The sequence below is a fragment of the Streptomyces sp. NPDC059567 genome (genome assembly GCF_042735655.1).
Lineage (GTDB): Bacteria > Actinomycetota > Actinomycetes > Streptomycetales > Streptomycetaceae > Streptomyces.
This window is the reverse complement of sequence record NZ_JBHWBS010000048.1, coordinates 1-21,348: the sequence shown is the minus strand read 5'-3', so window position 1 is coordinate 21,348 and position 21,348 is coordinate 1. Positions and strand designations below refer to the sequence as shown.

Annotated in this window: 20 protein-coding genes, 1 pseudogene and 1 riboswitch; of the genes and pseudogenes, 14 read left to right on the top strand and 7 right to left on the bottom strand. The window is 71.6% G+C overall.

All coding sequences use genetic code 11. The annotated features are described in order from the left end of the window. Positions 1-50: 50 nt before the first annotated feature. Complete coding sequence (locus ACFVZW_RS21525) at positions 51-242, bottom strand: antitoxin (RefSeq protein WP_384523563.1); 192 nt, start codon at positions 240-242, stop codon at positions 51-53. 122 nt (positions 243-364) lie between these two features. On the opposite strand from ACFVZW_RS21525, the gene ACFVZW_RS21520 reads away from it, so the two are divergent. Continuing rightward, positions 365-1,111: an HNH endonuclease family protein gene (locus ACFVZW_RS21520; RefSeq protein WP_384523561.1), complete on the top strand. Its 747-nt coding sequence runs from the start codon at positions 365-367 to the stop codon at positions 1,109-1,111. A 63-nt stretch (positions 1,112-1,174) separates the two neighbouring features. Here ACFVZW_RS21520 and ACFVZW_RS21515 read toward each other — a convergent pair whose 3' ends face one another. Next, positions 1,175-1,297, bottom strand: coding sequence for an SDR family oxidoreductase (locus ACFVZW_RS21515; protein ID WP_384523611.1), 123 nt, complete (start codon positions 1,295-1,297; stop codon positions 1,175-1,177). Here ACFVZW_RS21515 and ACFVZW_RS21510 point away from each other — a divergent pair. Together ACFVZW_RS21510 and ACFVZW_RS21505 are read left to right on the top strand one after the other, a co-directional pair. Further along, positions 1,285-1,839 (top strand): annotated as a pseudogene (locus ACFVZW_RS21510) (ArsR/SmtB family transcription factor); the annotation flags it as partial. The gene ACFVZW_RS21515 and the pseudogene ACFVZW_RS21510 overlap by 13 nt on opposite strands. Positions 1,840-1,884: 45 nt before the next feature. Next, positions 1,885-2,631 (top strand): N-acetyltransferase, encoded by a 747-nt coding sequence (locus tag ACFVZW_RS21505; RefSeq protein ID WP_384523559.1) that lies wholly within the window; start codon positions 1,885-1,887, stop codon positions 2,629-2,631. A gap of 158 nt (positions 2,632-2,789) precedes the next feature. On the opposite strand, the gene ACFVZW_RS21500 is transcribed toward ACFVZW_RS21505, so the two are convergent. Both ACFVZW_RS21500 and ACFVZW_RS21495 read right to left on the bottom strand, forming a co-directional pair. After that, positions 2,790-3,551 (bottom strand): hypothetical protein, encoded by a 762-nt coding sequence (locus ACFVZW_RS21500; protein ID WP_384523557.1) that lies wholly within the window; start codon positions 3,549-3,551, stop codon positions 2,790-2,792. 75 nt (positions 3,552-3,626) lie between these two features. Continuing rightward, positions 3,627-4,379, bottom strand: coding sequence for a DUF4190 domain-containing protein (locus ACFVZW_RS21495; RefSeq protein ID WP_384523555.1), 753 nt, complete (start codon positions 4,377-4,379; stop codon positions 3,627-3,629). A gap of 232 nt (positions 4,380-4,611) precedes the next feature. On the opposite strand from ACFVZW_RS21495, the gene ACFVZW_RS21490 reads away from it, so the two are divergent. From ACFVZW_RS21490 to ACFVZW_RS21475, 4 genes are all read left to right on the top strand, one after another. Next, complete coding sequence (locus ACFVZW_RS21490) at positions 4,612-6,693, top strand: N-6 DNA methylase (RefSeq protein ID WP_384523553.1); 2,082 nt, start codon at positions 4,612-4,614, stop codon at positions 6,691-6,693. Positions 6,694-6,805: 112 nt separating this feature from the next. Then, positions 6,806-7,432, top strand: coding sequence for a hypothetical protein (locus ACFVZW_RS21485; RefSeq protein ID WP_384523551.1), 627 nt, complete (start codon positions 6,806-6,808; stop codon positions 7,430-7,432). Continuing rightward, positions 7,429-8,937, top strand: a complete 1,509-nt coding sequence (locus ACFVZW_RS21480; RefSeq protein WP_384523549.1) for a protein kinase — start codon at positions 7,429-7,431, stop codon at positions 8,935-8,937. Before ACFVZW_RS21485 ends, ACFVZW_RS21480 begins: the two co-directional genes overlap by 4 nt. Positions 8,938-9,058: 121 nt before the next feature. Beyond that, positions 9,059-9,442, top strand: a complete 384-nt coding sequence (locus tag ACFVZW_RS21475) for a hypothetical protein (RefSeq protein WP_384523547.1) — start codon at positions 9,059-9,061, stop codon at positions 9,440-9,442. A 52-nt stretch (positions 9,443-9,494) separates the two neighbouring features. On the opposite strand, the gene ACFVZW_RS21470 is transcribed toward ACFVZW_RS21475, so the two are convergent. Continuing rightward, complete coding sequence (locus ACFVZW_RS21470) at positions 9,495-10,376, bottom strand: NAD(P)-dependent oxidoreductase (protein ID WP_384523545.1); 882 nt, start codon at positions 10,374-10,376, stop codon at positions 9,495-9,497. 154 nt (positions 10,377-10,530) lie between these two features. On the opposite strand from ACFVZW_RS21470, the gene ACFVZW_RS21465 reads away from it, so the two are divergent. After that, the gene (locus tag ACFVZW_RS21465; RefSeq protein WP_384523543.1) at positions 10,531-11,055 is read left to right on the top strand and encodes a GNAT family N-acetyltransferase; all 525 of its coding nucleotides are present in this window, start codon (positions 10,531-10,533) and stop codon (positions 11,053-11,055) included. Here the strand turns inward: ACFVZW_RS21465 and ACFVZW_RS21460 are convergent. Next, positions 11,048-13,456 (bottom strand): YfhO family protein, encoded by a 2,409-nt coding sequence (locus ACFVZW_RS21460; RefSeq protein ID WP_384523542.1) that lies wholly within the window; start codon positions 13,454-13,456, stop codon positions 11,048-11,050. The genes ACFVZW_RS21465 and ACFVZW_RS21460 overlap by 8 nt on opposite strands. Before the next feature lie 125 nt (positions 13,457-13,581). Here ACFVZW_RS21460 and ACFVZW_RS21455 point away from each other — a divergent pair, with 125 nt between their 5' ends. From ACFVZW_RS21455 to ACFVZW_RS21445, 3 genes are all read left to right on the top strand, one after another. Further along, positions 13,582-14,577: a glycosyltransferase family 2 protein gene (locus ACFVZW_RS21455; protein ID WP_384523609.1), complete on the top strand. Its 996-nt coding sequence runs from the start codon at positions 13,582-13,584 to the stop codon at positions 14,575-14,577. Between the two features lie 81 nt (positions 14,578-14,658). After that, positions 14,659-15,300: a SurA N-terminal domain-containing protein gene (locus ACFVZW_RS21450; RefSeq protein WP_384523541.1), complete on the top strand. Its 642-nt coding sequence runs from the start codon at positions 14,659-14,661 to the stop codon at positions 15,298-15,300. A gap of 19 nt (positions 15,301-15,319) precedes the next feature. Beyond that, positions 15,320-16,297, top strand: coding sequence for a nucleoside triphosphate pyrophosphohydrolase (locus tag ACFVZW_RS21445; protein ID WP_384523539.1), 978 nt, complete (start codon positions 15,320-15,322; stop codon positions 16,295-16,297). Positions 16,298-16,426: 129 nt separating this feature from the next. Here the strand turns inward: ACFVZW_RS21445 and ACFVZW_RS21440 are convergent, their stop codons facing one another. Beyond that, positions 16,427-17,698, bottom strand: coding sequence for a globin domain-containing protein (locus ACFVZW_RS21440; protein ID WP_384523537.1), 1,272 nt, complete (start codon positions 17,696-17,698; stop codon positions 16,427-16,429). A gap of 63 nt (positions 17,699-17,761) precedes the next feature. On the opposite strand from ACFVZW_RS21440, the gene ACFVZW_RS21435 reads away from it, so the two are divergent. The 3 genes from ACFVZW_RS21435 (at position 17,762) to ACFVZW_RS21425 (ending at position 21,237) form a co-directional block, all read left to right on the top strand. Continuing rightward, entirely contained in the window at positions 17,762-19,015 is a 1,254-nt protein-coding gene (locus ACFVZW_RS21435) for a cytochrome P450 (protein WP_384523535.1), read from the top strand. Positions 19,016-19,194: 179 nt separating this feature from the next. Next, entirely contained in the window at positions 19,195-20,112 is a 918-nt protein-coding gene (locus tag ACFVZW_RS21430; protein WP_384523533.1) for a transglycosylase family protein, read from the top strand. A gap of 259 nt (positions 20,113-20,371) precedes the next feature. Continuing rightward, a riboswitch (cyclic di-AMP (ydaO/yuaA leader) is annotated at positions 20,372-20,547 on the top strand. A gap of 3 nt (positions 20,548-20,550) precedes the next feature. After that, positions 20,551-21,237 (top strand): transglycosylase family protein, encoded by a 687-nt coding sequence (locus ACFVZW_RS21425; RefSeq protein ID WP_384523531.1) that lies wholly within the window; start codon positions 20,551-20,553, stop codon positions 21,235-21,237. Positions 21,238-21,348: the final 111 nt, after the last annotated feature.

Below are 21,348 nucleotides of genomic sequence, written 5' to 3'. Positions count from 1 at the left end.
GTCAGTTGTGTTTTAGAGACAGACACGGCCGCACAGGTGCGGGGGAGTCGTCAGGCCGGGGGCTGGTCCTGCCCCCGCTGCTTGTCGATGTACTCCTGTGCCTTCTGCTGGCCCTGGTCGACCTGGCCGGCGTGCTTCCCGCCGGTCTTCTGGTCGATCATGTCGCCGCCGCGTTCGACGGTCTGCTCGGCCTTGTCCGGATGCTGGCCCATCATGCCCTTGAGCTTGTCCATGATCCCCATGATGTGTGCGACTCCTTAGGAAGGGGACAAACAGCTCATTCGACGCTACGCGCCCCCTGTCGATTCCGCGCGCCGAACGGCTCAATGGTCTGGACCGCGAAGGGCATGGCTAGGATCCCGGCGTGCCCAGCTACCCGAAGACCCTCCCCCTCACCGCACTTGCCGCCGCGGTCCTCATCACCGCCGGTTGTACGTCGGACCCTGGCGCCCCCGGCGGGCCGGCCGCGCCGGACGGACGGGCGATCAGCCCCCTCGAGAATCCGGACGGCACGAAGCCGGGACTCGCACCCGTGACGACGGACGCTGACAAGGCCGCGGCCCGAAGGCTCATCGAGGGGCTGTCCACGAAGGGGCGGGGGCCGAAGACGGGTTACGACCGGGACGAGTTCGGCCGTGCCTGGATGGACACCGCCGACGGGGTCCCGCTGGCGAGGAACGGGTGCGACACCCGAAACGATCTGATCCGCCGCGATGCCCGGAACCTCCGCTTCAAAGACGGCTCCGACTGCGTGGTCGTCGCCATGACGCTGCAGGACCCGTACACCGGGAAGACCATAGAGTGGCGCAAATCGAAGGCCGCCGAGGTGCAGATAGATCACGTGGTGCCGCTGTCCTACAGCTGGCAGATGGGCTCCTCGCGCTGGCCGGTGAGCAAGCGCAAGCAGTTCGCCAACGACGTACTGAATCTGATCCCCGTCCAGGGGCGGGCCAACTCGGCCAAGAGCGATTCCGGCCCCGCGTCCTGGCTGCCGCCCGCCCGGCCGATCAGGTGCGCCTACGCGGTCCGCTTCGCCCAGGTCGCCACCAAGTACGAGATGCCGGTGACCGCGCCGGACAAGAAGACGATGCTGCGTCAGTGCGGCGGTTGAGGAGCGCTGCCGCCCGGATACGCGCAGGTCACGGCAGCATCAGGGGCATCCGACGGCTCCTCGTCAGTCCACCGGTCCGCCGGCGATGTAGATGACCTGCCCGGAGACGAACCCCGCCTCGGCGCTCACCAGGAAGGACGCCGTGTGTGCGACATCCTCCGGCTCGCCGACCCGTCCGACCGGGATGGACTGCGCCGCGCTGCTCCGGAACTCCTCGAAGTCGCGGCCGAGTGGGAGGCGCCCGCTTGCTGTTCGCGGACATGCACCCCAACCTGCGCTGGCACGACGGCGTCCTGCACATCGACAAGATGATCAGCAGGCACCGGGTCGCCGCGTCCGGCCGAGGACTCCTCTTCGTGCCGTCGGTGTTCGCGCACAAGCCCGCGCCTCCGGTCAGTCCGGAGGAACCGCCGGCGCTGTCCTATCCGAGCCGAGGAGTGGCGACGCTGTGGACCGCACCACCCACTCCTGACGCGACTGCCCTGGTGGCGCTGCTCGGCGCCCCCAAGGCCAGGCTGCTTGCCCTCCTCTGCGAGCCGCTGCCCACGGTCGAGATCGCTCGTCGCCTCAGGGTCACCCCGAGCGCTGTGTCCCAGCACCTGCGCGTGCTGCACGCCACGGGTCTGCTGACCCGGGCACGCGACGGACGCCAGGTCCTCTATCGACGGAGCCGCCTCGGCGACCAGCTGGCCGATGCGAATCATCCTCACGACGTCGCGACGCCGTGATAAATCGGTTGGGGGTTCGGCGAACGGTCGTTAGCCTGCGCCCTCATGGAGCTGAACATATCGACCCTCGCCGAACGCCCTGAGCTCGAAGCTCCGATGTGGGGGATGAAGGACCTCTGGCCGGAGTTCATGATGTACGACCCCGTCGGCTGGTCCCACTTCGGGCGGATCGTGGCCGAGCTGCCTGAGTACGTCCTCGTGGCCACGGACTCCGAGGGCAGGGTCGTCGCCCGCGCGCTCAGCGTTCCCTTCCAGCTCCGGGCCGAGGGCCGTGGCGAACTGCCCGCCACCGGCTGGGACCAGGTGCTGCTGTGGGCGTTCTCCGACCGGCGGCACGGGCGCACCCCCGACACCGTCAGCGCGATCGAGGTCACCGTCGACACGAGCGCGCTCGGGCACGGACTCTCGGCGAAGATGCTGGACGCCATGCGGGACAACGCCCGCCGGCTCGGCTTCTCCGAGGTCGTCGCCCCGGTCCGCCCCAACGGCAAGCACCTGGAGGCCGTTGCCTCCATCCACGAGTACGCCTTCCGCACCCGCGCGTCGGACGGCCTGCCGCACGACCCGTGGCTGCGCGTCCACGTCCGCGCGGGCGCCACGATCGAGGCGGTCGCCCCGGCCTCGATGACGATCGGCGCGTCCGTCGAGCAGTGGCGCGCATGGACGGGCCTGCCGTTCGACACGGACGGCCCGGTCGAGGTCGAGGGCGCGCTCGTCCCGGTCCACTGCGAGACCACGCGCGGCTACGCCGTCTACGTCGAGCCGAACGTCTGGGTCCGCCACCGGCTGTGAACCGCGGCAGCGCTGTGAACAGTGGCCGCCCTGTGAACAGTCGACCGGCTGTGAACAGTGGACCGGTCGTGAACCGCGGCACTCTGTGAACAGCGCGAAGGGTGTGACGGCCGCCCCCCTCCGGCGGCCCTCACACCCTCGTCGCCCCACCCGTACCGTCAGCCGGTCTTCGTCTCGTCCACGACGTCCTTGGCCGCCGGCACCTTCGCCTCGACCGGCTTGCCGTACCCGCTGAACGTGATCGTCCCCGGCTCCTCGCCGCCCGCCGACACGATCTTCAGGATGTGCGGCTCGCCCTCCGTCGCCACGTAGACCGTCGTCGTCTCGCCGCCGGACTTCTCCGTCACCATCAGCGCCTTCTTGCCGCCCACGGTGGTCTCCTCGCCCTTGACCGCGAGGTTGATTCCCTGCTCGAAGTCGCCGAGGAGCGCCTTCAGATCGCAGAGTTCGAGGCTGTCCTTGGCGTCCGGTTCGGTCACCGGCGTCTTCACCCAGCGGCCCTTGAGCTCCTTGAGGACCGCCTTCTGGACCTCGGGCGACTCGCCCTTCGCCTGCTCCTTCAGGAACGCCTCGTCGAAGCGGAGGAAGACGTCCTTGTCGTCGGCCTTGATCAGCTCGGCCGTGCCCGTCGTGCCGACCGTCAGGGTGCCGACGCACTTCCCGCGGGTGTCCATCGACAGGTACGCCTTCATCGGCCCGTCGGTCGTCTTCAAGGCGAGGTCGAGGGTCAGGGAGTCGGCCTTCTTCGTCGAGGCGATCGCCTTGTTGGAGATCTGAGGTCCGGTCAGGTCCCCGAAGGGGCCGGACGCCTTCGCATCGTCGGAGAAGGGCCCGCAGGCGGTGGCGCCGAGCGCGGCGGCGGCGCAGAGCGCGGCGATCAGGGCCGTGCGGCGGGTGCGGGGGTGGCGGGCGGCAGACATGGTGGTTTCTCCGGGGGTGGGGCGGGGGTTACGGGTGTGGTGCCCGAGTGAGGCGAGGTGGGGCGGTCAGGAGGGTCAGCCGACCTTCAGCTCCCACTGGGCGGCCTCGTGCTCCAGGCCGGGGCTGACCTCGACCGCGAGGTCCTTCGCGCCCTTGGGGACCTCGAAGGCGTAGACGACCGTGGACTTCTTGCCGGGCAGGATGGAGCCGCTGAAACCGGCGCCGACCTTGCCGTCGAAGATCTGCTCGGCGGTCACGCCGTCCTTGCCGGCGCGGGCGCTCAGCGTCACGAGCGCGGCGTCGAACTTCTCCTTGCCACCGTTCTCGATGACGACGGTCACCTGGTAGGCCTTGTTGCCCTCGGTGAGGTCGGTGAACTCGCTGGGCTTGTACGGCTTGGCCTCCGAGACCGAGACCTTGATGTCCTCGTAGACCGAGGTGTCACCGGCCGCGAGGGACTTGGCCGCCTTGCCGCCCGACGGGTCCTTCGGGGCGGACTCCTTGATGGACTTGTCGATCTCGTCGACCGCGTCGCTGACGGCGGTGAACGTGATCACCGCGCCGACCACCGAGAGGATCAGGGCCGCGAGGCCGAGGATCGCGCCGGTGGTCGTGGCGCCCTTGTTGTTCGCCTCGCCGCGCTTCACGCGGCCTCTGCCCACCAGGCCGAGGATCAGCGCGATCACGCCGAGGATGCCGGCCAGCCAGAAGAAGAGCGGGATGAGGCCGGAGAGCGTACCGATGATGCCGAGGATCAGGGCCGCGGTGCCGAGCCCGTTGCGCATGGCCACCTGCGGGGCCTGCGGGATCTGGGTGTCGTACGACATGGGTGTCCTCCAGGACATGAGGCATCGACTGTGATCGAGGCCCGTCCAGGACCCCGTGGAGCGATGAATCAATAAGAACAGAGGCTGTGAACCGAGTCAACACGGTTCACGGAAATTGAATCGGCTCACGCTGTGAAGTGGTGCGCCTTGCGTTCATCAGTAAGATCGGGGTCACAGCAGCGGGTACGCGACGTGCGGACGACGTCCGAGCGGGACGAGGGGAGTCAGCCAGGTGCCGGAGCACGCAGCAGAGGTGACCGCCGCGGGGATCGCCCGGCTCGCGGGGGTCGGACGGGCCGCCGTGAGCAACTGGCGCCGCCGGCACGCCGACTTCCCCCGCCCCGTGGGCGGGACGGAGACCAGCCCGTCCTTCGCCCTCGCCGACGTCGAGCAGTGGCTCCGCGCCCAGGGCAAGCTCGCCGAGGTCCCCCTGCGCGAGCGGGTGTGGCAGCAGGTCACCGGCCATCCGGCGGGCGCCGTCACCGCCCTCGTCCAGGCCGGCTGCGTCCTGCTGCTCGTACGGGACCGCTCCACCGCCTGGCCGGCGCTCGCCGCCGTCTCCGACCGACGGCTCACCGAGACCCTGCCGGTCGCCCTGGAAGAGGTCCTCGCCGAGCGCTTCGGCCCCGAGAGGGCCGTCCGTACCCCCAGCGCGGCCGAACTGGCCCCCTCCGCGGCCCTCGTGCGCGGGGCCGCCGACCTCGCCGCCGAGACCGGGGCCCGCCAGGCGTTCGAGTTCCTGCTCGGCCGGCACCTCGACGCCAACCCGCGCCAGTACACGCTGACCCCACCCGGCCCCGCCGCCCTGATGGCCGCCCTCGCCGCCCCCGGCGCCGGCCCCCGCCCCACGGTCCTCGACCCCGCCTCCGGCACCGGCACGCTGCTCCGCGCCGTCGAGCACCCCGGCGCCCTCCACGGCCAGGACGCCGACCCCGACCTGGCCGCGCTCACCGCCCTCCGCCTCGCCCTGGCCTCCGACGCCGACATCCGGGTGCGGACCGGCGACAGCCTGCGCGCCGACGCGTTCCCGCACGTCACGGCCGACACCGTGCTCTGCCACCCGCCGTTCAACGAGCGCAACTGGGGCCACGACGAACTGGCCTACGACCCGCGCTGGGAGTACGGCTTCCCGGCCCGTACGGAGTCCGAACTGGCCTGGGTCCAGCACGCCCTGGCCCGGCTGCGCCCCGGCGGCACCGCCGTCCTGCTCATGCCGCCGGCCGCCGCCTCCCGCCGCTCCGGCCGTCGCATCCGCGCCGATCTCCTCAGGAGGGGCGCCCTGCGGGCCGTCGTCGCCCTGCCCGCCGGCGCGGCACCCCCGTACGGCATCCCGCTGCACCTGTGGGTGCTGCGCAAGCCCGCCGCGGGCGTCGCCGCCTCCCCGGAACTGCTCGTCGTCGACACCACCGCCACGACCACCACCGACCAGGCCGGCGGTGGCGGCGCGGGGCGCGACAGACTCGACTGGCAGGCCGTCCACGCCGCCGTACTCGACGCCTGGCTGCCCTTCGACAAGGACGGCACGGTCGCCGAGACCCCCGGGGCCAGCCGTTCCGTACCCGTCATCGAACTCCTCGACGACGACGTCGACCTGGCCCCCGCCCGCCACCTGCCGCCCCCGGCGGCCGCCGAGGGCGCGGCCCAGCTGACCGAGGTGCGCGACCGGCTCACCGAGACCCTGAGCCGCACCCAGGAGCTGACCCCGCCCGCCGTGTCCGGCCCGGCCATGTCACCCGCGGGCCCGGTCCGCTGGCCCGTGACCACCGTCGGCGAACTCGCCCGCGGCGGCGCCGTGACCCTGCGTGCGGGCGGCGCGGGCGCGGCACCCGCCGGCGCCCCCGTCGCCGTCCTCACCGACCATGACGTCCTCGCCGCCCAGGCCCCCTCCGGCACGCTCCCCGACGGCCCGCCGGAGGAGCCGGTCCTGCTCGCCGCCGGCGACGTCGTCGTGCCGGTCCTCGGAGGCGGCACCGCCGTGCGGGTCGTCGACGCCGCCACCGCCGGCGCCGCCCTCGGCCGCAACCTCCAGCTGCTGCGCCCCGATCCGTCGGCCCTCGACCCCTGGTTCCTGGCCGGCTTCGTCCGGGCCACCGCCAACACCCGGCAGGCCAGCAGCTACGCCTCCACCGCCACCCGCCTCGACGTCCGCCGCCTCCAACTGCCGCGCCTGCCGCTCGTCGAGCAGCGTCGGCTCGGCGAACGGTTCAGGGCCCTCGCCGAGTTCGAGGAGGCGCTGCGGCTGACCGCCCGCCTCGGCGAGCAGCTCGTCCAGGGCCTGCACGACGGCCTGGCGGACGGCACGGTCGCCCCGTAGACGCGGTCGCGCATTCTGACTGTTCGACAACGGTTCCGTACAACCCGGAACCGTTGTCGTCAGGGGTGTATACGCTCTTCTTCGCACCCGACCCCAGTGCCCAGGAGCAGGAATGTACGGCCACGGCTTTCCGCCTCAGACACCGCAGCGTGCCGTCCCCGCGTCGGTGATCGTGCTGCGCGTGCTCTTCGCGGTACTTCCGCTGCTCAGCATCGGGTTCCTGACGTGGGGGACGATGATCCGGCTCGCGGTCGTGACCCGCCGCACGCTGGACTGGATCCTGTGCGGAGTATCCGCGGCCGTCATGATCACCGGCCTCGTCCTGCTGCCCGACGACGTCGAGACGACGCAGGCCGACGTCGCGATGAGCATGATCCTGCTCAACGCCCTGGGATTCACCATCTACTTCCTGGTCGCCGACATTCGGCACGACAAGGTCCGCCTCGCGCTTCCCGTGCCGCCCGCGGCGTTCGCGCCGTACGGGACGACGGTCCCGCAGCACCGGGCCGGCTACGGCTACCCGCCGCAACAGGGGCCCGTGGCGCCGCCGCAGACCGCCGTGCCGCCGCAGCCCGCGGCCCCGTCCCAGCCGCCCCGGCCCGCCGTTCCGTCCCAGCCCGCCGTTCCGCCGCAGCCTCCGGTGCCCGGCCCCCGGATCGACCAGGTCCGCGCCGAGCTGGACGAGCTCAGCGACCTCCTCCGCAAGGAGCCGAAGGACCCGCGAGAGGGCGGTCGGTGAACGGACGCGTCATCGGTGGCCGGTACGAACTCTCCACGGTCATCGGCCAGGGCGGCATGGGCCAGGTCTGGACGGCGTACGACGGGCGGCTCGACCGCCGCGTCGCCGTCAAGCTGCTCCGCCCCGCCACCATGACCGGGCCCGCCACCGCGGCGGAGGAGCTCCGGCGCCGCTTCGTGCGCGAGTGCCGGGTCACGGCCCAGGTCGACCATCCCGGTCTGGTCACGGTCCACGACGCAGGCAGCGACGGCGACGACCTGTACCTCGTCATGCAGTACCTCGACGGCGCGGACCTCGCCGACCATCTCGCCGAGCACGACCCGTACCCCTGGGAGTGGGCCGTCTCCGTCGCCGCGCAGCTGTGCGCGGTGCTCGCCGCCGTGCACGCGGTCCCGATCGTCCACCGCGACCTCAAGCCCCGCAACGTGATGGTGCGTCCCGACGGCACCGTCACCGTCCTCGACCTCGGCGTCGCCTCCGTCCTGGACACCGACACCACCCGCCTCACCCACACCGGCTCACCGATCGGCAGTCCGGCCTACATGGCGCCCGAGCAGGCGATGGGCGGCGCGGTCGGCCCGTACACGGACCTGTACGCGCTCGGCATCCTGCTCCACGAACTCCTCAGCGGGAACGTGCCGTTCGCCGGCTCGACCGCGCTCGGCGTCCTGCACCGTCACCTCTACGAGCCCCCGCTCCCGGTCCGCCAGCTGCGCCCCGAGGTGCCGGAGGTCCTGGAGGCGCTCGTCCTGCGGCTGCTCGCCAAGGACCCCCAGCACCGCCCCTCCGGTGCGCACGAGGTGTACGAGGCGCTGCTGCCGCTGCTGCCCGCGCGCGGCGCTCCCGCGGGGCCGCTCGACCCGACGCGCCCCTTCCTGCGGCCGCATGCGCCCTGGCCCGACCGGGCGTCCGTCCCCGCGCCACCGGTCGCACCGCCCGTCGCGCGCCCCGATGTCGCCGCCACCGTCGACGAGGTCAAGCGGCTGCTCGGCGAGGGCTCCCTCACGCGGGCCGTCGACCTCCTCGGCTCGATTCTGCCGGCGGCCGCCGCCGAGCACGGCGAGCACTCGCCCGTCGTCCGCATCCTGCGCAAGCAGTACGCGACGACCCTCATGGACGACGGCCAGTACCGCCGCGCCCTCCCGGAGCTGCGCCGCCTCGCCGACGACCGGGCGGCCGAGGCGGGCCCCGCCGACCCGCAGACCCTGCAGTTCCGCTACGAGGCGGCGCAGTGCCTGGAGCAGCTCGGGGAGACGGCGTCCGCGCTGACGGAGTACCGGGCGCTGCTGCCGTTCCACGAACACGGGGCGGACCAGGCCCGGTTCTTCGACATCCGGCGGCGGATCGGGATGCTGCTCCTGGCGATGGGCGACCACACCGCCGGCCACCAGCAGCTCCAGGCGCTGCTGTACGACACGGAGCGGACATACGGCCCGTACCACGCGCTTCCGACGGATCTGAGGCGTGCGCTGGCGCGTCAGCAGCAGATGGGCCGCTTCGCCTGACGGGACGCCAGAATCACGAGTCCACAACTGATGGAGAAGTGGATCTTTCGGGTCCGTTTTGCCCGTTCAGTGCGATGTAGCGTTCGCGTCTGATCATGCTCACGTCCCCAAGGAAGCCCTCATGACGACGCCGCCCGCCACCCCGGACCAGCCGCTCGCGCCCGCCGAGCCGGCGAAGAAGAAGCGCAGCATAGGCAAGACGATCCTCAGCATCGTCGTGGCCATCGCGGCCATCCTGTTCTGGAAGCTCGGCCTCCCGTACCTCACGGGTGAGGCGCCCGTGTCCGCCAAGGTCGGCGAGTGCGTGACGGTGACCGGCCCGGAGAACGACCCCGAGGTCGACACCAAGCCGTGCGGCGAGAAGGTGCCCGACCTCTACAAGGTCGTGAAGGTCGTCGACGACACCTTCGACGTCGACAAGTGCGGCGACGTGAGCGAGGTCGCGCTCGCGCAGCAGCTGGAGTCGTACAAGTTCGTGCTCTGCCTGAACCCCGTCAAGAACTGACGCCAGGCGCACGACGAAGGGCCGGACCCATGGGTCCGGCCCTTCGTCACGTTCACCGCGGCTTGCCGAGCACCTCCGTCAGGGCGGAGATGCTGTGCTCGCCGTGGCCGGCCTCGACGGCCCGCTGCAGAAGCTCGTGGAAGGGCCCCAGCCACTCCACGTCGAGCCCCGCCTCCCTGCCGAACTCCTCGTCATGGGCGGCTCCGGCGAGGAACATGCTCACCGAGGAGGCCGGCTCGCCGTAGTCGCCGCTGTCGATCTCCTCGGCGAAGACGGGCAGTAGGGAGTTGATCATCTCGAACCACTTGACGCTGAACCGCACCATCGAGGCGGCGTCGAGCCCTCGTGCCCGCAGCGCCGCCGCGCCCTGGAAGAAGCCGACGAGCGCGGGCAGCAGCGTGCCGCCCACCGCCATCTCGTACAGGGCGGCGAGGTCCGGGTCGGTGCCGAGGTGCACGGTGTCGCCGCCCAACACCCTCAGCGTCGCCTCGAACTCCTCGAAGAGGGCGCGGTCGCCGCTGTAGTAGACGAGCGTGCTCTCGGCGCCGACGGCGGCCGGCACGTTCTTGACGGCCCCGTCGAGATGACGCGCACCGTGCCCGCCCGCCCACGCGGCCATCCGGCGCGCCCCGGCCGGCGACCCGCTGTTGAGGGTCACCAGCGCCCGTCCCTCCAGCAGGCCGGCGGCCGGCTCAAGGGCCGCGATGGTGTCGTCGTACGTGGTCAGACAGGCGACGACGAGTTCGCTCGCCGCGACGGCCTCGCCCACCGCTCCTGCGTGAACGGCCCCCTTGGCGACGAGGGGGGCGGCCTTCGAGGCGGTCCGGTTCCACACGGTGGTCGGATGGCCGGCGCCGACGAACGCGTCGGCCAGCGCGCTCCCCATCGATCCCAGCCCGAGGACGGTCACGGGGACGGGGTGGTGGGCTGACATGGGTGTGCTCCTGTCCGGAGGGGGCGGTGGATGTGTGATCCATGCTGTGGGGGCGACGACGGGGCGACCAGTACTTACAAAATTGTCTGTGGGACCCCCACTGCCCCACCCGATCGACGAACCCACCCGATCGGCGAACCCACCCGGAGGCCACGTGACCCTTCAGCCCGAGACCGTCCCCACCGCCCGGCTCACCCTGCTCCCCCTCGCCGTCGACCACGCCCAGGAGATGGCCGGCGTGCTCGGCGACCCCTCGCTCCACCGCTTCATCGGGGGCACCCCGCTCACCCCGCAGGCACTGCGCGCCCGCTACGAGCGGCTCGTCGCGGGATCGCCCGAGGCCGGGGTCTCCTGGTGCAACTGGGTTGTCCGGCTTGAGGATGGGGGTCCCCTCGTCGGGACCGTGCAGGCGACCGTCGGCGACGGGGAAGCCGCCGAGATCGCCTGGATCGTGGGGACCCCGTGGCAGGGGCGCGGGATCGCCGTCGAGGCGGTGCGGGGGATCGTCGGGTGGCTCGGCGCACAAGGGGTACGGACCTTCGTCGCACACATCCACCCCGACCACGGGGCATCCGCGGCCGTCGCCACCGCAGCCGGGCTCACCCCCACCGACCAGTGGCAGGACGGCGAGATCCGCTGGCGGCTCCGGGTGCCGTCGAGCCCGCCGTCACTCAGGTGAGTGCTTCGGCCGGCTCGCGCACGTCCCCGTGCCCGCGGGCCTCGTCCGTACGCCGATCCGGGGTCCGTGTCCTTCGCTTCCAGGCCGTCAGCGCTGCCGGCAGGATCAGGGCCGCCGTCCCCGCCGCCAGGCCCGCTCGGAGGCCCGGGGGGCGGAAGTCGCAGGTCACCGATGTCCGGCCGTCGGCCTTGGTCGCCACCAGTCCGCCGTACACGTCGGCGGCGCGGCCGTCGCACGTCCAGCCCGCGATGCGGGGGGCCGCGAGCACCACCGTCCCCTTCGTCCCCGGCGCGAGTTCCGCGCGGATGCCGCTGTCGGTGACCTGGACCGAGGTGATCGAGGCCGCCGTCTTCGCGCGCAGGTCCTCCACCGCCGTCGTCAGCCGCTTGCGGTCCAGGCAGCCGATCTGGTGTCCGCGCGTGCCCTTGCCCTTCAGGACCGCCTTCGTGCCCGCCGTCTTCTGCGGGCCCAGCGAGGTCAGCGCGGCCCGCCACTTCGGCAGCCCGCCCGCCGGGTTCACCGTCCGACCGCCGGGACCGAGCTGTGCGGTCCCCCGCATGTCGGGCGCCCAGAGGAAGACCTCGCTGCCCACCGGGCAGACCCCGTCGGCGGGCAGCGTGTACACGGACGAGCCCAGCAGCATCTCCTGGTTCCGGAACGGCGAGGCCCCGTACCGGGGAGCGACGGCGCCCTCCGGACGTACCGTCACCAGCGGCAGCACCGGCCCCGTCCGCACCACCCGGTCGTCCCGCCACCGGGCGCCGACCCCGAACAGCGCGTCCGTCACCGGGTTGTCGAGGCTCTGCAGATTGCGGCCGCGCGAGGTCCAGCCGCCGCCGAGCGCGGCCAGCGTCCTCGTCAGCACCTCCGGGGTGTGGCTGCTGTAGTACGCGACGCCCTGACCACCCAGGAGAAGCGGTTCGTTGCCGGTGATCCGCGGACGACCGGAGTCGGTGCGGTACTCCGGCCAGCCGTCGGCCTCGGCGAGCGCCGCCGTCCGCCGGTCCTGCTCCGCGCCCCAGGCCGGATAGTCGTCGAGCCGCGACAGCCGCTCCCGGTCCGCGTACGCCGTCGTCGCGGCCGCCTGCCCGACGAGCGACCCGGCGAGGAGCACCGCCGCCACCACTCCGTACCGGCCCCGCCCCCGGGCGGCCGACCACAGCGCGCCGCCGGCCGCCGCGAGGCCGAGGGCGAGCAGGGGGTACGTCCAGCCGGTCACCAGGTCGCTGGCGGTCGCGCCCACGGCGGCCGCCGTCACCACGCCCGCTCCGCCGAGCAGTTCCCGTCGCCCCGGCCAGCCGTGGGAGAGGGCGAGCCAGGCGGCGAGGACCAGGACGCCGGAGAGGACGAAGGTCTGCCGGTACGGGCTGCCGTTGGGGGTGGCGAAGACATGCCACACCAGATGGGTGGGTCCCCACTGCATCGACACGGCGACCGCGACGGCGAACCCGGCCCACACCAGGCGCTCCCGTCGCGGGACCCTCCGGTGGAAGAGGAGCGCGCCCGCCAGCAGCAGGGTTCCCGTGCCGAGGAACGCGGCGGGGGAGGAGAAGCTGTACGTCGCCGGAAGCAGCCGCGCGAGGAAGTCCGTCCAGTCCACCGGCTGGAACTGCCTGATCACACCAGGGTACGCGCGCGTGGAGCCGAGGAAGACCGGCACCAGGATCGGCGCGGCGAGCCCGATCCCGAGCAGTGCGGTCACCACGGCCCGCGCCAGGACGCGGATCCTGAGCTCGTTCGCGAGCAGAAGACGGACGAGGAGCACCAGGGCCGCGCCGATGGTGGCCATGTACGCGGTGTAGAAGTTCGCGACCCAGCACAGGGCGACGACGGCCGGGCCGATGAGGGGCCTGCGGCCCTCCCGTACCCAGTCGCCGACCAGGCACAGCAGCGGGAAGGCGATCAGACCGTCCAGCCACATCGGGTTGTACGTGGCCTCCATGACGGCCCAGCCGCACAGCCCGTACGAGGCGCCGAGCACCGCCGCCCCCCACCAGGGGCCGGGCCGGAATCGCAGGAGCGCCACGGTCATGGCGGCCGCCGCGGCGGCCATCTTCAGGATCGTGACGACATAGACCGCGTACTCGATGTCCGCGCGCGGGAAGAGCGCGACGAGGAGCGCGAACGGGCTGCCCAGATACGTCCCGAGGTCGGGCAGGAAGCTGGTGCCCCAGCCGGACTGCCAGTTGAGCAGCAGCCCGCCGTCGGCTCTGCCGTGCAGCAGGTCCCACAGATGGGCGTGGTACGGGACGAACTGGTTGGACAGGTCGTTGACGCCGCGCCGCTCGGGTCCGAACGGGAAGGTGCGGGCGACGGCGTCCCCGGCGCAGACGGCGAGCGCGGTGAGGAACGCGGCGAGGCCGGCGGCGCGGGCCACGATCCGTCTCGTCTGATCAGGCATGATGGTGCGAATATGCCAGTACGGAACACGAAAGTGTGTTCCTCCGGGGCCAGTTCACTCAATGGTCGTCTCGTCGTCATGTTTCGAATCGGCCGACGACATCCGGGTGGGTTGTCGTGTCCCGTGTGCTGCTCTCGATCGTGGTCCCGTGTTTCAACGAAGAAGAGATCATCGGTCGCTTTCACGACCATGTGACCACCGAACTCTCCCGTTTCGACGGTGAATTCGAGCTGGTCTATGTGGACGACGGAAGCCACGACCGTACGCTCCCGCTCCTGGAGGAGATCGCCGCCTCCGACCCTCGCGCCCGCTATGTCTCCTTCAGCCGGAACTTCGGCAAGGAGGCCGCGATGCTGGCCGGCCTCCAGCACGCGGAGGGCGACGCCGTCGTCATCATGGACGCGGACCTCCAGCACCCGCCGGAGCTCGTGCACCGCATGGTGGGCCTGCATTCCGAGGGGTACGACCAGGTCATCGCCCGGCGCACCCGCAAGGGCGACCGGGTGACCCGCACCATGACCGCGCGCGCCTATTACTGGGCGATCAACCGGCTGGTGGACGTGGAGCTGGTGGACGGGGTCGGCGATTTCCGGCTGCTCTCCCGCCGTACCGTCGACGCCATCCTCGAACTCACCGAGTACAACCGATTCTCCAAGGGCCTTTTCGCCTGGGTCGGATTCCGCACCACCACATTCGAGTACGAGAATGCGGTGCGTGAGGAGGGCCGCTCGAAATGGACCTTCGGAAAGCTGCTCAACTACGGTCTCGACGGGCTGCTCTCCTTCAACAACAAGCCGCTCCGGGCCGCTGTGTACATGGGAATGATCCTCGTGTCGGTGGCCCTGGCATACGCGGCCTGGATCGTCGGCGTCGCCCTGGTGAAGGGCGTGGAAACCCCCGGATACGTCACGCTGCTCGTCATCGTCACGGCGCTGGCCGGGGTCCAGATGGTGATGCTGGGGCTGGTCGGCGAGTACGTGGGCCGCATCTACTACGAGGTGAAGCGCCGCCCGCACTTCCTGGTCAAGGCGACGAACACGGACGTTTCGGGGCCGATCGGGCCGAGGGCCGCCACCACCCGAACGCGTGAGTCGTTGATGGAGGCAGTCGCGTCGAAGTAGTGGCCCAGGCCACGGCGACTGCCTAACATCGATCACCGCAAGGTCGTTCAACTGAGGCACGACCCACGCCGGGAGGCTCCTTTGCACCGCCGCACTGCGCTCTCCGTCTCCGCCGCGCTCCTCGCCGCGGCCCCGCTCCTCGCCGCCTGCGGCGGTGAGCCCCACCCAGGGGCGGCGGCGGTCGTCGGCGGCGAACGGATCGAGGTGTCCAGCCTCCAGGCGCAGGTGCGTGACGTACGGACCGCGCAGCAGGCGTCGCCGCAGGCGGCGCAGCTGATCCAGGCGACCGGGGACCTCAGCCGCGAGAAGCTCAACGTGATGATCTTCGACAAGGTCGTGGACAAGGTCGCCGCGGACAACGGGATCACCGCCTCCCGCGGGGAGATCCAGAAGGCGCGCGGCGAGTTCGCCGAGCAGAGCGGCGGCGAGACCCAGCTCGCCGCGATGCTGCTCCAGCAGCAGGGCGTCGCCCCCGACCAGATCGACGCGGTCGTCCGCCGCACGGTCCTCATGAACAAGATCGCCGAGAAGCTCGGCATCGCGAACACCCCCGAGGGCCAGCAGAAGCTCACCGAGGTCTTCACCGCCGCGTCGAAGGAACTCGACATCGACGTGAACCCGCGCTTCGGAGCCTGGGACGACAAGAAGATCCAGCTGGGCACGTACACCCCGTCCTGGGTGCGCCCCCTCACCCCCGACCCGGCCGTGGAAGCGGGCGCGTAGCCCCACGTAAGGTCGAAGGGTGAACCCTGAAGCACCCATCGAGCCCGGTCGTATCGTTCTGCTCACCGCCAGCCACCGCGTGGCGCCCGGACTGTTGTCCTGGCCCGCGTGGCAGGCGCTGCACGGCGCCGACCGGGTGCTCTGCGGCGACGAGCACCACCCCCAGCTGCCGTACCTCCGCGAGGCGGGTGTCGTCGTCGAGCACGCCCGCCCGGCCGCGCAGGAACTGGTCGACGCCTGCGCCGGGGGACGGACCGTCGTGGTCCTGCCCTCCGGGGAGGGCGACCAGGCCCTGACCGACGGGCTCGCCCGGCTGGCCGGCTCCGGCCGCGTCACGATGCCCGACCTGGAGCTGCTGCCCGGCTCGTACGACCTGCCCGGCGCCCGCCTCCTCGACCTGGTGCAGGTCATGGACCGCATCCGCCGCGAGTGCCCGTGGTCCTCGCAGCAGACGCACAAGGGACTCGCCAAGTACGGCATCGAGGAGGCGTACGAACTCGTCGAGGCGATCGAGGACGGGGACCGCGACGAGCTGCGCGAGGAGCTCGGGGACGTCCTCCTCCAGGTCGTCTTCCACGCCCGGATCGCCGAGGACCACGAGGAGGAGCCCTTCTCCGTCGACGACGTGGCGGGGACGATCGTGGAGAAGCTGATCCATCGCCACCCGCACGTCTTCGGCGACGCGACGGCCGAGACGCCTGAGGAGGTCAAGGCACACTGGCTGCGCACGAAGGCGATCGAGAAGCAGCGCGCGTCGGTGACCGACGGGGTGCCCCTCGGCCAGCCCGGTCTCGCGCTCGCCTCGAAGCTGGCGGGCCGGGTCCGCACGGCCGGCCTGGACGTGGCCCTGCCGACGGGGGAGGGCGTCGGCTACGAACTGCTGGCCCTCGCCGCCCGCGCGGAGGCGTCCGGCGTCGACCCGGAGGCGGCGCTGCGAGCGGCCGCCCGCGCCTACCGCGACACGATCCGCGCGACGGAGGGCGTCCCGACCGTCTGAGCGCCATGGCATTGCGCGCCGAGGATCCGTGTGGCCGGGGCGTTCCGACACGTTTGAGCGTGATGGCGCTCCGGGCCGTGGGCTCGTACGCAGGGTCCGCGTGGCCGGAGCGTTCCGAACGGCTGCACCTCACGGACGCCGAGGAGTCCGTGCCTCGGGGTTGTGCCAGACGGGTTCCGGGGGCTCGATGAGCCACTCGGCGGTGGAGGCCGGGCGGGGGCGGAGGCGGCCCGCGGTCGGGAGCCGGTCGTGGTGGAGCCGGGCCGCGCCGAGGTGCTTCAGCACCGGGACGGTCTCGGCGAGGAAACCGGGCGGGCCCGCGAGGTAGACGTCGTGGGACGGCCAGTTGCCGCAGGCGTACAGCGCGTGGATCAGCCGCTCGGTCGCCTGGTCGCGCGGATGGTCCGGCGCGGAGGCGATGTACGTGACGTTCAGCCCGGGTATCCGCTCCTTCAGGCGGGCCACGTCCTTCCTCCCGTACAGATACTCCTTGGCCCGGGCGACGAGGAAGAGCCGGGCCTCGGTGCCCTTGGGCCCCTCGGCCACCTCCTCGAGAAGCGCCTTCACCGGCGCCCAGCCGGTGCCGGCCGCGATGTACGTCCGGGGCGCGCGCGGCGAGGTCCGTGAGATCAGCGCGCCGCCGGGCGCGCTCAGCCGCAGCGGCTCGCCTTCCCGCACCTCGTCGACGAGCGCCGTGCTCATCGCACCGCCCGGGATCCGGCTGATGTGCAGATCCACCGTGCCGTCCGCCCGGGCCGCGTTGGCCAGGGAGTACGTACGCCAGACCCGCGGGACCCGCAGCGAGCTGACGCTCGCGTACTGCCCGGGCAGATAGGCGAAGGGCCGGCGCGGGCGCAGGGTCAGCACCGCCAGGTCGTCGCCGAGCCGCTCGTGGCGTGCCACGACGGCGTCCCACCAGGCAGGCTCCCCGTCCTCCGCCGCCTCCTGCGCGCCCCGCATCATCAGGTCGGCGACGTATCCGTACGCCTCGGTCCACGCCTTCTCGGCCTCGACGGTCCACGCGGCCCCGGCGGTATGCGCGAAGGCGGCGGTCAGACTGGCGCCGACGGCGGCGTACAGGGCGGGTGTGGCGAGGAACTTGCGGTGGTCGCGGCCCAGATGGGCGAGATAGGCGGAAAGCGCAGGGTCGTCCAGTTTGGTCACCACATGGGTGAGCGCGGCGAAGAGCCGGTCGCGCTGGGGACGGATGTCCTCGGGGAAGAGCTCGCGGACGCCCGGGTTGTTCCAGAAGAGATGGGAGTAGAAGAACGCGACGGCATGTTCGGCCCGTCTCTCGACAACGGCGAACGTGCTCCTGAGCAACTGGGCATCCACTCCGGAGAATCTAGGGGGTGCCGGGCGGATCTCGGCCGCGTACGCCTGTTCACGTGACGATCGCATACCCGGCCCCTGGCCCCCGGCCGCCGGCGAGCCCGTGCCGCGGCGACCTTGTACCGTCTCAGGGTGAGCACGCCCCCCGTCGAACCCCCCGCCCCCGAGCTCTTCACCTGGGAGTTCGCGACCGATCCGTACCCCGCCTACGCCTGGCTGCGCGAGCACGCGCCCGTCCATCGGGCGAAGCTGCCGAGCGGGGTCGAGGCCTGGCTGGTGACGCGGTACGCGGACGCCCGGCAGGCCCTCGCCGACCAGCGGCTGTCGAAGAACCCGGCGCACCACGACGAGCCCGCGCACGCCAAGGGGAAGACAGGGATCCCGGGGGAGCGCAAGGCCGAGCTGATGACGCATCTGCTCAACATCGACCCGCCCGACCACACCCGGCTGCGGCGGCTGGTCTCGAAGGCGTTCACTCCGCGCCGGGTCGCCGAGTTCGCACCGCGGGTGCAGGAGCTGACGGACCGGCTGATCGACTCGTTCGCGGAGAAGGGCGAGGCGGACCTCATCCACGAGTTCGCGTTCCCGCTGCCCATCTACGCGATCTGCGACCTGCTCGGCGTCCCGCGCGAGGACCAGGACGACTTCCGGGACTGGGCCGGGATGATGATCCGGCACGGCGGAGGGCCGCGTGGCGGGGTGGCGCGGTCGGTCAAGAAGATGCGCGGCTATCTCGCGGAGCTGATCCACCGCAAGCGGCTCGATCCGGGCGACGATCTGATCTCGGGGCTCATCAAGGCGTCCGACCACGGCGAGCACCTCACCGAGAACGAGGCGGCCGCCATGGCCTTCATCCTTCTCTTCGCGGGGTTCGAGACCACGGTCAACCTGGTCGGCAACGGGGTCTACGCCCTGCTGCGCAACCCGGGCGAGCGCGAGCGGCTCCAGGCCTCGCTCGCGGCGGGGGAGCGGGGCCTTCTCGAGACCGGTGTCGAGGAGCTGCTGCGCTACGACGGGCCGGTGGAGCTGGCGACCTGGCGGTACGCCATGGAGCCGCTGACGATCGGCGGGCAGGAGATCCCGGCGGGCGACCCCGTCCTGGTCGTGCTCGCGGCCGCCGACCGTGACCCGGCGCGCTTCGACGAGCCGAACACCCTCGACCTGTCCCGGCGCGACAACCAGCACCTGGGGTACGGGCATGGCATCCACTACTGCATCGGTGCCCCGCTCGCCCGGCTGGAGGGACAGATCGCCCTCGCGACGCTCCTGACTCGCCTGCCGGACCTCCGACTTGCCGCGGATCCGGCCGATCTGCGGTGGCGCGGCGGGCTCATCATGCGTGGATTGCGCACGCTTCCGGTCGAGTTCGCCCGAGTTGCGCGCTGACGGACCGTCAAGACTGTGACTTTTACGTGATCTCCGCTGCATCGACTTGTTACTGACGTTCGAATGCCGCTACGTTCACCGTCATCTCAGCAGTCACGTGAAAGGCCCTCCGTATGCGCTCCGGGAACGGACGACACCGCAGACCCCGCCAGGCCCCCGCCATAGTCGTCGCCGCAGGCGTGACCGGATCCGCCCTGGCGCTGCCGTTGCTCGCCGCGGGTTCCGCCTCCGCCGCCGACGCCGCCACCTGGGACCGGGTGGCCGAGTGCGAGACGGGCGGCCTGTGGAGCGCGCACTTCGGCAACGGCCTCTACGGCGGACTCCAGTTCACGCAGGAGACCTGGGAGGCGTACGGCGGTCTGGCGTACGCGACCAGTGCGGATCTCGCGAGCCGTGCCCAGCAGATCGCGGTGGCCGACAAGGCGCTCGCCGCCGGCTCCACGCAGTGGGCCACCTGTGCCCCGATCGCCGGACTGAAGAACGATGGCACCGCGCCCGGCGTCGACCCCGGGCCGGCGGTCACGCCGGAGGAGCCCACGGGCCCCGTCGCGGAGTCGAACCGCACGGACGGCCTTCCGGCCACCCCCGGGGCCACCGCACCCGAGACCGCCACGCCTGGGGCCACCTCGCCCACCGCGTCGAACCCGACCGCCACCCCCGAGACGTCCGACACGCCGGGCGCGCCGGCGACTCCCGGCACCGGCAAGCACCGCGGCGACGCGGCCCCGGACGAGACGGTCAATCCGGGCAAGAGTGGTGAAAACGGTCGACATGCCGCACCGACGGACACGCCGACTGACGCGCCGACAGGTGACGCGACCCCGGGTATGAATGGGGACAAGACGGACAGTGCGGATGTAGCGGGCGTCGAGGGCTCCAAGGACGCCAAGGGCGTTACGGACACCAAGGACACTTCGGGCGAATACACCGTCCAGCCGGGCGACAACCTCACCGACATTGCACGGGAGAACGAACTCCCGGGCGGCTGGGGCGCCCTCTATGACGCCAACCGCTCGACGGTGGGTGCCGATCCGGACCTCATCATGCCTGGTCAGAGCCTCGACCTGACGATCGATCTCCTCCCGGCGAAGGGTTAGTTCGGTGCTGTATGTCCGGTTCTGCGCAACTGAGACATGGGTCTCTTTGCCTCAACTGGCATATCGCGTCCGCAAAGTTTGCTTCCGTCACCTCTCACCTGCGTAAACACCCTTCGTCCCGAAGTGGGTACGGGCGATATTTCCCCAATGGACGTCTTTGAACTTCAGCGGGGTCTGTGTCTACGGTCAGCACCGCTCGCCACCGCGGGCCCCGTCGACCGATACGCCGAATCCTGCCGTCGGCCGATGGGAACAGTCGTCGCGTCATGCGCCGAAGGCAGGAGCGGGGGACCCAAGGTAAGTGCCGCCCCCGGCCGTTGAGACAGACGGCCGACGGAGCGGCTTGGGGTGAAGCCGCGCGCTGGGTCGCGCGGCCGGGCAACTCACATGGCCCGAACCCGACAGCTCACCTCGTAGGCGTCGGTGAGGAGATTCCCCATGCTGTTTTCCGCCAAGGGCAAACACCGTCGCGCCTCCAAGGCCACCCGCGCCGTCGCCCTCGCCGGCATCGCCGGTGTCGCCGTCGCCGCGCCGCTGATGTCCGCCGGGTCCGCCTCGGCCGCGACCGCCTCCGAGTGGGACGTCGTCGCCCAGTGCGAGTCCGGTGGCAACTGGGCCATCAACACCGGCAACGGCTACTACGGTGGCCTGCAGTTCTCTGCCTCCACCTGGGCGGCCTACGGCGGCACCGCGTTCGCCGCCAGCGCCGACCAGGCCTCGAAGTCGCAGCAGATCCAGATCGCCGAGAAGGTCCTGGCCGGCCAGGGCAAGGGTGCCTGGCCGAGCTGTGGCGTGGGCCTCTCCAGCGCCGCCTACACCGGCGCCGCCGAGAGCGCGCCGGCCAAGACCGCTCCGGCCACGCCCGAGCGCAAGGCCGAGCAGCCGACGACCCGCAGCGAGCAGCGGACCGCGCCGAAGGCCGAGGCGAAGACCGTCACCACCCCCACCGGCAAGAAGGTCGCGAAGGGTGACGGCGAGTACAAGGTCGTCGCCGGTGACACCCTGAGCAAGATCGCCGCCGCCCAGAACGTCGAGGGCGGCTGGGAGAAGCTCTTCGAGCTGAACAAGGACGTCGTCGAGGACGCCGACCTGATCCACCCGGGCCAGCAGCTTCACCTGAAGTAAGCCCGGCGGTTCGCGTGAGTCCGGCGGCTCACGCGGCCCCTCCGACCCTCCCGCGGTGACCACCCCGGGCGCGGGCCGCCCCCCCCCCTGTGGGCGGGGCGGGCGAGCCCG